The organism is Streptomyces soli, assembly GCF_003999195.1.
In the GTDB taxonomy this organism is placed as follows: domain Bacteria; phylum Actinomycetota; class Actinomycetes; order Streptomycetales; family Streptomycetaceae; genus Actinacidiphila; species Actinacidiphila soli.
This window is the reverse complement of sequence record NZ_RJVR01000001.1, coordinates 1-8,849: the sequence shown is the minus strand read 5'-3', so window position 1 is coordinate 8,849 and position 8,849 is coordinate 1. Positions and strand designations below refer to the sequence as shown.

The window sequence follows — 8,849 nt, the reverse complement described above, 5'->3', positions numbered from 1 at the left end:
AGAAGGTCGAGGAGATCGTGCACGCAACCCGCTTCACCAGGCCGGAGGGCAAGACCCACTGGTCGACGCGGGACATGGCCAAGGCCCAGGGCGTGTCCAGGGCAACCGTGCAACGCATCTGGTCTGCCCGGGGGTTGAAACCGCACTTGGTCAAGACGTTCAAGCTGAGCAACGACAAGCAGTTCGAGGACAAGCTCGTCGACGTGGTCGGACTGTACCTGAGCCCGCCCGAGGGCGCGGTGGTCCTCAGCGTCGACGAGAAGTCCCAGTGCCAGGCCCTGGACCGGACCCAGCCCAGCCTGCCGATGATCCCCGGCCGGGCCGGCACCATGACGCATGACTACAAGCGCAACGGGACCACCACCTTGTTCGCCGCGCTGAACATCCTCACCGGCACGATCCTGGGCAAGTGCCTCCCACGCCACCGCAACGGCGAGTTCCTGAAGTTCCTGCGGCTGATCGACCGCACCGTGGCCAAGGACAAGCAGATCCACCTGATCCTGGACAACTACTCCACCCACAAGCACGCCAACGTCCGTGCCTGGCTAGAGAAGCACCCTCGTTTCCACCTCCACTTCATCCCCACCAGCTCCTCCTGGCTGAACCTCGTCGAGCGCTGGTTCCGCGAGATCACCGACAAGGCCATCCGACGCGGCAGCTTCACCTCGGTACAAGAACTCATCAACGCGATACAAGAGTTCATCGACGTCCACAACGACGACCCCAAGCCCTTCGTCTGGACCGCCACTGCCGACGAGATCATCGAGAAAGTCCAGCGCGGACGCGTCGCCCTGAAAGCAGTCACTCAAAACTGAGACACACCACTAGTCTTGCCGGCTCTGCTCTTCCCGGCGGATTCGTGGTGGCCGGGGCAGACTCCGGCCCAGGAGGCGAGGTGTCCGGCGGTGCGGAGCGCGTCATGTCGCCGCCGGTCTCGGCGATGATGACCTCGGCAGTGATCCGTCCGACGCCGGGGATGGTCTCCAGCAGCTCAAGCTGGTGGGCAAAAGGGCGCATCTCCTCCTCGATCCGCGCGGACAGCCCGGCGATCGCGGCCTTGAGCTGGTCGATGCGTTCCAGGTGCAGACGGCACAAGAACGCGTGGTGCCCGCTGAAGTTGCCCATCAGAGCCTCCACCAGGGCGGGATCTTGGGGCGCATGCGGGCCTTCGCCATCTGGGCCAGGACATGGACGTCGCGCTCGCCGCTGATGAGCGCCTCCAGCATGGCCCGCCCGGAGACCACGAGAATGTCGGTGGCTGCGGCCCCTCGGACGGCTCCCTCACCAGACTCGTATGCGGGCTCGGCGGCCCAAACATCAAGCGGCGTCGGCGGACAGCCCCCGTACCGATTTTCACGCCCGCGAGGCGTCACCACAGGTGAACGGCTGACTCCTATGGCTGTCAAGCCGCAGGGGCGAGGTCGGTTTGAGGGATTCGTTCTGTTGGTGTGGTCGTCAGGGGTCGGTAGACCTCGCGGGCGACGAACCGCTTGAGGCAGCGCATGATGTCCTTCTTCGAGAGCCCTTCCTTCGTGCGGCGCTCGACGTAGGTTCGGGTGCACTCATCGAAGCGCATGCGGACGAGCACGATGGTGTGCAGGGCGTTGTTCGCAGCTCGGTCTCCGCCGCGGTTGAGGCGGTGGTGGTGGGTGCGGCCGGGGGAGGCCGGGATGGGGGCGACGCCTGCCAGATGAGCGAACGCCGCCTCCGATCGCATGCGCTCGGGGTTGTCTTTGGCCGAGGCCAGTAATTGCCCGGCGGTCTCGGGGCCGACGCCGAACAGTTCCAGCAGCGCTGGGGCCGCTTGCTGGACGAGCGGGCCGAGCTCAGCGTCCAGCTCGGCGATCTCGCTGTCCATGGCCTGGTGGCGGCGGGCCAGGCGACGCAGTAGCCGGGTCAGGGTGCGTATGAGTTCCGCCCGCTGCAGGTCGGCGACCTGTTCGCGCAGCATCGCGGGTGCCGAGACGAGCAGGCCCCGGTAGTCACCGTCTTGCTCCGGTGCCCCGTTGCGGTAATTCTCCCGGCCGCCCTCGGCCCTCTCGCCGAGCTCGTGCCCCAGATGGTCGGTGAGCTCGCCTTCCAATGCGGACTCCAGGACCTTCCGGGTCAGCTCGGCCAGCAGTCCACCCTCGCCCGTCAGTTCACTTCGCCGGCCTGGCGCGGGACACAAGCTCGGCCACGAGGCCATCGTCCACAGCGTCCAGCACACTCACGGAGCCCTCCGTGGCCTCGATGTCACTTTTCACGTCAGTCATCAACTGTCGCTTCCAGCTCGGGAGTTACACCGTTCACCGCACAGACCCCCTAGCGACAGCGAGACCCCCGTCCCGTGATCTACAAAAGAGGGCCTAGTGCCGGGACCGCACAAGGTGTACCGTACTCGACACGCGATATACGATACTCGACATCCGATATTACCTGGCGATTAGAGTTGTCCCGCCTAGATGAGGAGTGGTCCTTTGACTGACACGCAATCAACGCCCCCCGAGCTGATATCGATCGGCGGGCGGGGCGTGTGGGAACCGCAATCCGGGCAGCTGCTCGATCAGGTCGTGGTTGTCCAGGGCGATCGCATTCTCGGCCTGGAGGCCACGCATCCCGAGAATGCGCGGATTATCGACCTCGGCAATCAGATCATTGCGCCAGGACTCATCGATGCTCATACACATATCCTGCTTCACGGCAACATAGGCGCCGAAGAGGCACGCTATCAGCTGATGGAGGAGTACCCGGCCCACAGGATCGCGCACGCTGTTCAGGCTCTGCGCATTGCCTTGGATCACGGGTTCACCACGATTCGCGACCTGGGGTCGGAAGGCGTCGGCTACGCGGATATCGCGCTTCGCGACGCTGTCGATGAAGGTGTCATTGACGGGCCGCGAGTGCTGGCCGCGGGTCCGGCCTTGTCGTCGACAGGTACATATCCGGTGCTGCACTATCGCCCGGATTGGGTGTTTCCGTCTGGAGTGCAGGTCGTGGACGGCGTGGATGCCTGTCGCCGCGCCGTTCGGGAGCAAATCTCGTACGGGGCTGATTGGATCAAGGTCTACACGAACGCGGGTGCCGGGCGGCAGTTGAACGCCGACGGCTACATCGACTCCGCGCCGAACTGGACTGCAGATGAGCTCGCGGCGATCGTCGATGAAGCGCACATGAGGGGTCGTCGGGTCGCTGCGCATGCGACGTCGGACGTCGGCGTGAGGATGGCCGTCGAAGCCGGCGCCGATTCGATCGAGCATGGCTATTCGATTCGTCCGGATGTTGCGCGACTGATGGCGGAACGCGGAGTCTTCCTGTGTCCCACGGTCCTCGCAGCCGATCACGTGGTCGAGCACCGCGCGAAGGAGCGCGGGCCCATCTGGTCTAGCGTGCTCGAAGTGCAGCAACGGTCGATCCACAACTGCCTTGAAGCGGGTGTCAAGCTCGTGTTCGGCACCGACGTCGGAGGGTTCCCCTGGACGAAGCACAATCAAGCTGAAGAGCTACGGTTTCTCGAGAATGCGGGAGTCCCGCGGGCTGAGATTCTCAGGGGACTGACGACTCACGCGGCAGAACTGCTCGAATTGCAGGGCGAGATCGGGGCGGTTCAAACCGGCAGCAGCGCAGATATCATTGCCGTCACCGGTGATCCGCGCAGTGACTTGGGAGTCTTTGAGCAACTCGGCTTCGTCATGCACCGTGGACGCATCATCCGCGCGACGACGGAGGGCGCGTGATGACATCGCAGAGGTGTATGGCAGTGGGGGGAAACGAGTGAACGCGCAGTTGCTCCCGCTCGAATCTCGTCCTGAAACGATCTCTGATCGGGTTCTCGTGTCGATTCGTGAGGCGATCATCACGCGCACACTTGCTCCCGGCAGCATCGTCACGGAGGCGCAGCTGGCAAAAGACCTCGGTGTGAGCAAGACGCCGGTTCGCGAGGCGCTGCTGAGATTGCGCGAGGTCGGGCTGGTGCACTCGATGCCCGTGCGCGGCATGATGATCATCGAGTCGACGCGAGACACGATGGTGCAGGCCTATGAGCTTCGCGGACTCTTGGAAGAAAGCGCAGCGAAGTTTGCTGCGCAGCGCGCCACCGAGGAGCAGATCGCGGCCATGGAGGCGGCGGCGGCGGAATCTCTCAGACTCGCCAATGAGCATGACGCCGATGGATTCAGGCGCTCCGATCGCACCTTCCACTCGACGCTTTGGTCCGCTTCGGGCAACGCCGAGTTGGAGCGAATCGCAGATAATGCGTATTCACTGAGCAGCGCCCTTCGCGCCATCCATGCGCTCTCCGGTCGGGATTCGATCAATTGCGCTCAGCAGCATGTGGACATCACGCGGGCGATCAAGGAGCGCGACGGGCAACGGGCAGCAGATCTCGTATCTGCTCACGTGCATGACGTGCTCCAGTACTCGTTGGAGTCGCCCTCTTAGGCCCTCATCACGGGTCTGCGCACCGAGAGATGGCTTTGTTCGCCTCAGCGGTTGGGCTGGCGTGCGGCTCGCCAGGTCAGGCGCGTCATCTCGCACTAAGGAGGAACATTGGTTTTCGGAATCCGTAGTCGGGTGGCCATGGTGTTTCGGCCAGGAGGGGGGCTCGGTGACGCGATGTCACTAGCGCTGGCACGAGAGGGCGTTACGGTCATCGAATGCGACGCCAACGCGGAGCGAAGGTCTCGCGGTCGAGGACGTCGTCGCTGCCAGCGTAGGTGCGATTCCGGCCGGTCGTTACGGAACACCCGAGGAGTTCGGGGACGTTGTGGCGTTCTTGGCGAGCGAGAGGGCGTCGTACATCAGCGGCTCCGTCACACGTGTCGACGGCGGGATGATCCCAAGCGTCTATTGACGAAAGGTGAAGATGATGAGAACGAACGAGCAGAGACAAGATATTCGCGAGCGGTTCCTGCGCGTGGATACGGCCAATGTTGCAGACGCCCTGGATGAGCTGGGAATTGTGGATCAGGGGCTGTCTGCCCAATTCACGCCGTTCTCGGGATCACGACTCGGCGGTTGGGCGTACACGATTGCCGGGCAGACCCAGCCTTACGAGGGCACGGGCGACGCGAGCAAGATGGAGGCGTGCGCGGGCATCTCCGAGGGTGAGATCTCGGTGTGGAGTGGTGATGGCCAGGGGATCTGCTATTTCGGTGAGCTGATCGCCCTGGGAATGAAGGAGCGTGGCTCCGCAGGTGCGCTGGTCGGTGGCGGCATTCGCGACATCCGTTGGCTGCAGGAGCACGAGTTCCCTGTGTTCGCGCAGTACCGCACGCCGGTACAGTCGATTGGGCGGTGGCGTGTCACGTCGTGGCAGCAGCCGGTGTCGCTTCCGGGTGCCACCTCTCGCTGGGTCACCGTTGCCCATGGTGATTTCGTTCTCGCAGACGAAGACGGCGTGATCGTCGTTCCCGATGCGGTCGTCGAGAGAATCCTCGAGCGCGCGGAGGCGCTCACCGCCACTGAGGTCGAGATTCGAAAAGCCCTTCGCCTCGGCAAGTCCCTCGCTGAATGCCTGGCCAATTTCGGACATGTCTGATTTTTCATCAGGGGCTGTAGCGCTGGAAGTCATAAAAGGCTGATGCGCTGGAAATCTCAATGCAACATACGCCGAATACCGTATACGGTATTCGGCGTTGCGGCCCGCGATGTCGAGGGACTCCTTTGACCGACCGGGATCTTATGCCGGCGTCAAGAAACACACAGCTGAGGGATGCAAGAAAATGGGTTCTATCACAAAAACCAAGTTGCTGGTGCTGCCGGTGGCTGCGATCGCGCTGATTCTGGCGGGATGCTCTTCAACTCCTGCCGCTTCCGGTGCCGGAGCTTCCACGTCCACGTCGAGCGCGCGGTATGCGGTCTCAGCGACTCTCGTCCGGGCGGAGAAGGCCGGTGCACTGCGAATCGCCATCGACACCGAACCGCCCATCTCGTCGATCGAAGGCACCAAGGCGGTCGGAGTCGTCCCCCAGGTACTCGAAGAGTTCGTCAAGCGAGTCGGCATGAACGTCCAAATCCAGGCGACCGCCACGCCGTTCAGCAGCATGGTCCCCGAGGTGCAGAGCGGACGCGTCGACACCATTGCAGCGGGTATGTACAACACCCCCCCGCGCGCAAAGGTCGTCAACTTCACCGAGCCCGTGCTCTACAACCCAGAGACCTTGATCGCGCCGAAGGGCAACCCGAAGCACATCACGGGCATCAATACGTCGAGCCTGCATGGGCTGACCGTCGGCAGCTACGCGGGCACGACGATGCTGACCGACCTGCAAGCTCTTGCCAAAAAGGATTCGAGCATCAAGGTCAGGTCGTTCACCACGGCAAACCTTCTGGCACTCGCCGTTTCCCAGGGGCAGATCGACGCCGGATACATCGACCAGGTCTCGGGGGCGTACTTCCTGAAGCAGGCCCCGTCGCTCAATTACGAGGTCCTGACGGGTCTTGCCGACACACAACCCAAGTCGGGCACGGGCGACTGCCTGCCGGTCGTCAAGAGCGATCCGCAGTTCGTCAGCCTCTTCAACACGGTGTGGAACGAGATGAAGGCGGATGGCTCGGCAGCCAAGATCATGGAGCAGAACGGGCTCGTTCCAGCAGCCAGCTTCCTCAACGCCAACTGAGGTGTCTTCCGTTCCGGGCCGGACGGTGGTCTGGCCCGGAACGGACCGCACAACAGAATCGCTCTGTGTGAAGCGGCCCCTTGGAAGGAATTGACATGAGTGAAATTATCAGCTGGCTTCCGAGCCTGCTGCAGGGCCTCCTGGTCACCGTCGAGATCACTGTCGTCGCGATGGCGGTGGGGCTCGTGCTTGGCATCGTCTTGGCGACGATGCGCCTGGAGCCCAGTAACCGCTGGTTGTACATACCAGCTACCGTGTACATCGAGCTGATGCGTGGCACTCCGCTGATTCTGCAGCTCTTCTTCGTCTATTTCGCACTGCCGGCAGTGAACATTCACATCGACCCGTTCGTCGCGGGTGTTCTTGCCATCGGTGTGAACTACAGCGCCTATCTCAGCGAGGTCTTCCGGTCGAGCATCCGTTCGGTGCCCCGCGGCCAGTGGGAGGCAGCATCGAGCCTGGGTATGCCGCGGGCGCTGATCATGTGGCGGATCATCTTCCCCCAGGCGGGGCGCCTCGCTCTGCCTGCGACGGGCAACTATTTCATTGGATTGTTCAAGGACAGTGCACTGGCCTCGACCATCTCGGTCACGGAGCTTTTGTTCAGCGGGCAGATCTTGGCGGCCCAGACGTTCCAGTATTTTAAGATCTATGGCGTCGTCGCACTGCTCTACCTCCTCATCAGCTACCCCACGAGCCTCGGGCTTCGGGCGCTCGAGAAACGCATCGATCTGACATCGACGCGGCGAAGTGAGCTGCGCAAGGTGGAGAGGACTGCATGATGGCCGCAAATGAACAGAGCGACACGCGGACGCCGCTGATCGTCGCCCAGAATCTTACGAAGTCGTACGGCAACACACCCGTACTGCACGACTTCAGCCTCGATGTCATGCAGGGCGAGGTGGTCGTGCTGATTGGGCCGAGCGGCTCAGGCAAGACGACGTTCATCCGCACGCTCAACGGCTTGGAGACGGTCGACACCGGGCGGATCGTGGTCAACGGCACCGTGCTGGCCGACAACGCAGTAGCTGGCAACAAGCCTCACAAACCGCACCATCGAACGCTCCAACATGTGCGGCGTGACGTCGGCATGGTCTTCCAGCAGTTCAATCTGTTTCCTCACATGAGCGCACTGGAGAATGTGATGGAAGCACCGGTGCGGGTGCGCAAGACTCCGCGTGAGGTCGCAAAGAAGCGCGCGCTCGAGCTGCTCGACCGCATGGGCCTCGCTGATCGCGCGGATCACCGCCCCCACGAGCTCTCGGGTGGGCAGCAGCAACGTGTCGCGATCTCACGCGCGTTGGCGATGGATCCTTCGGCCATTCTGTTCGACGAAGTGACGTCCGCACTCGATCCTGAGCTCGTCGGAGAGGTGCTGCGCGCAATGCGGGAGCTCGCCGCCGACGGAATGACGATGATCGTCGTGACGCACGAGATGCAGTTCGCGCGTCAGGTCGCGGACCGGGTGGTGATGATGGCTGGCGGACGACTCGTCGAGGAGGGCACGCCTCAGCAGATCTTCTCGTCGCCGAAGGATCCGAGGACGGCCAATTTCGTCCGGAGTATCGTTTCGCCCGATCCTGTAGAGGGTCTGGAGCGGGCCCAGGGTTCCTAGCGAACCTTGGACTGGACCTCGACTGGACCATCGCCCACCAGAGAGTTCGCAACGTCTACGGGCTTTCAGCCGCAGACGACTTCCGTTCGCGCCCGACACCAAGGAAGCCCAACACCCGGGAAGTCAGCGCGGAGTTGCCTCTGGGCCGGCTTCGTGCCACATCGACCGACGACCCGGTCATCCAACTTTCGAGACCGGTCGCCCCGACTTCGACACCCCGGCCCACGGGGGGCATCACCGCAGTGGACGTCATCGCACTGCTAACCAAGCTGACCAGCCCACTGCAGGTCGGCAACTGAACAGGATGAAGTAAACCCATGGATCTCGGAATCAACAATCGTGTCGCCCTCGTGATGGGCGCCGGCGGCGGCCTCGGCGCCGCCATCGCCGCCTCGCTGGCCCGCGAGGGCGTGCGGGTCGCCGGCGGCGACGTCAACCTCGACGCCCTCGACCAGACCCGGCAGGCAATCGAGGCGACCGGCGGCAGGTTCCTGCCTATTCGGGCCGACCTGTCGGACCTGGCTTCCCTCGGCGCAGCCGTCGCCGCCGTGGACAATCAGCTCGGTCCGGTCGACATTCTCGTCAACAACACCGGCGGCCCGCCGCCCACCACGGCCGCCGGTGTCCCGGTGGAC

The 8,849-nt window shown here is 63.4% G+C and carries 9 protein-coding genes and 3 pseudogenes; 9 read left to right on the top strand and 3 right to left on the bottom strand.

Features of this window, described 5'->3' with window-relative positions:
- Nucleotides 1-815: IS630 family transposase (locus EFK10_RS00060; RefSeq protein ID WP_127353748.1), on the top strand; the 815-nt coding region annotated here is incomplete at its 5' end.
- Here the strand turns inward: EFK10_RS00060 and EFK10_RS00055 are convergent.
- From EFK10_RS00055 to EFK10_RS53695, 3 genes and pseudogenes are all read right to left on the bottom strand, one after another.
- A pseudogene (locus EFK10_RS00055) lies at nt 806-1,017 on the bottom strand (IS110 family transposase). The gene EFK10_RS00060 and the pseudogene EFK10_RS00055 overlap by 10 nt on opposite strands.
- 385 nt (nt 1,018-1,402) lie before the next feature.
- Nucleotides 1,403-1,858 (bottom strand): IS110 family transposase, encoded by a 456-nt coding sequence (locus EFK10_RS53700; protein WP_456318716.1) that lies wholly within the window; start codon nt 1,856-1,858, stop codon nt 1,403-1,405.
- 119 nt (nt 1,859-1,977) lie between these two features.
- Nucleotides 1,978-2,255: pseudogene (locus EFK10_RS53695) on the bottom strand (transposase); the annotation flags it as partial.
- A 204-nt stretch (nt 2,256-2,459) separates the two neighbouring features.
- Between EFK10_RS53695 and EFK10_RS00040 the strand changes: the two are divergent.
- The 8 genes and pseudogenes from EFK10_RS00040 to EFK10_RS00005 all read left to right on the top strand — a co-directional run.
- A complete protein-coding gene (locus EFK10_RS00040; protein WP_164835731.1) occupies nt 2,460-3,716 on the top strand; it encodes a metal-dependent hydrolase family protein in 1,257 nt (418 codons plus the stop codon).
- Nucleotides 3,717-3,753: 37 nt separating this feature from the next.
- Nucleotides 3,754-4,419 carry a GntR family transcriptional regulator gene (locus tag EFK10_RS00035; RefSeq protein ID WP_127353746.1) on the top strand — a complete coding sequence of 222 codons (666 nt, stop codon included), beginning with the start codon at nt 3,754-3,756 and terminating at the stop codon, nt 4,417-4,419.
- A 250-nt stretch (nt 4,420-4,669) separates the two neighbouring features.
- A pseudogene (locus EFK10_RS00030) lies at nt 4,670-4,831 on the top strand (SDR family oxidoreductase); the annotation flags it as partial.
- Between the two features lie 15 nt (nt 4,832-4,846).
- The gene (locus EFK10_RS00025; RefSeq protein ID WP_206305238.1) at nt 4,847-5,518 is read left to right on the top strand and encodes an RraA family protein; all 672 of its coding nucleotides are present in this window, start codon (nt 4,847-4,849) and stop codon (nt 5,516-5,518) included.
- A gap of 184 nt (nt 5,519-5,702) precedes the next feature.
- Entirely contained in the window at nt 5,703-6,599 is an 897-nt protein-coding gene (locus EFK10_RS00020; RefSeq protein WP_164835730.1) for a substrate-binding periplasmic protein, read from the top strand.
- 95 nt (nt 6,600-6,694) lie between these two features.
- Nucleotides 6,695-7,381: an amino acid ABC transporter permease gene (locus EFK10_RS00015; RefSeq protein ID WP_127353744.1), complete on the top strand. Its 687-nt coding sequence runs from the start codon at nt 6,695-6,697 to the stop codon at nt 7,379-7,381.
- On the top strand, nt 7,378-8,214 hold the full coding sequence (locus EFK10_RS00010; RefSeq protein WP_322973259.1) for an amino acid ABC transporter ATP-binding protein: 837 nt from the start codon (nt 7,378-7,380) through the stop codon (nt 8,212-8,214). The genes EFK10_RS00015 and EFK10_RS00010 overlap by 4 nt, the downstream gene beginning before the upstream one ends.
- A gap of 317 nt (nt 8,215-8,531) precedes the next feature.
- The coding region (locus tag EFK10_RS00005; protein ID WP_127353743.1) for an SDR family NAD(P)-dependent oxidoreductase at nt 8,532-8,849 on the top strand (318 nt) is incomplete at its 3' end.

Excerpts from the sequence above, each read along its gene's own strand:
- EFK10_RS53700 (WP_456318716.1), bottom strand. The coding sequence starts at position 1,858 with ATGGACAGCGAGATCGCCGAGCTGGACGCTGAGCTCGGCCCGCTCGTC.
- EFK10_RS00025 (WP_206305238.1), top strand. The coding sequence starts at position 4,847 with ATGAGAACGAACGAGCAGAGACAAGATATTCGCGAGCGGTTCCTGCGC.
- EFK10_RS00020 (WP_164835730.1), top strand. The coding sequence starts at position 5,703 with ATGGGTTCTATCACAAAAACCAAGTTGCTGGTGCTGCCGGTGGCTGCG.
- EFK10_RS00015 (WP_127353744.1), top strand. The coding sequence starts at position 6,695 with ATGAGTGAAATTATCAGCTGGCTTCCGAGCCTGCTGCAGGGCCTCCTG.
- EFK10_RS00010 (WP_322973259.1), top strand. The coding sequence starts at position 7,378 with ATGATGGCCGCAAATGAACAGAGCGACACGCGGACGCCGCTGATCGTC.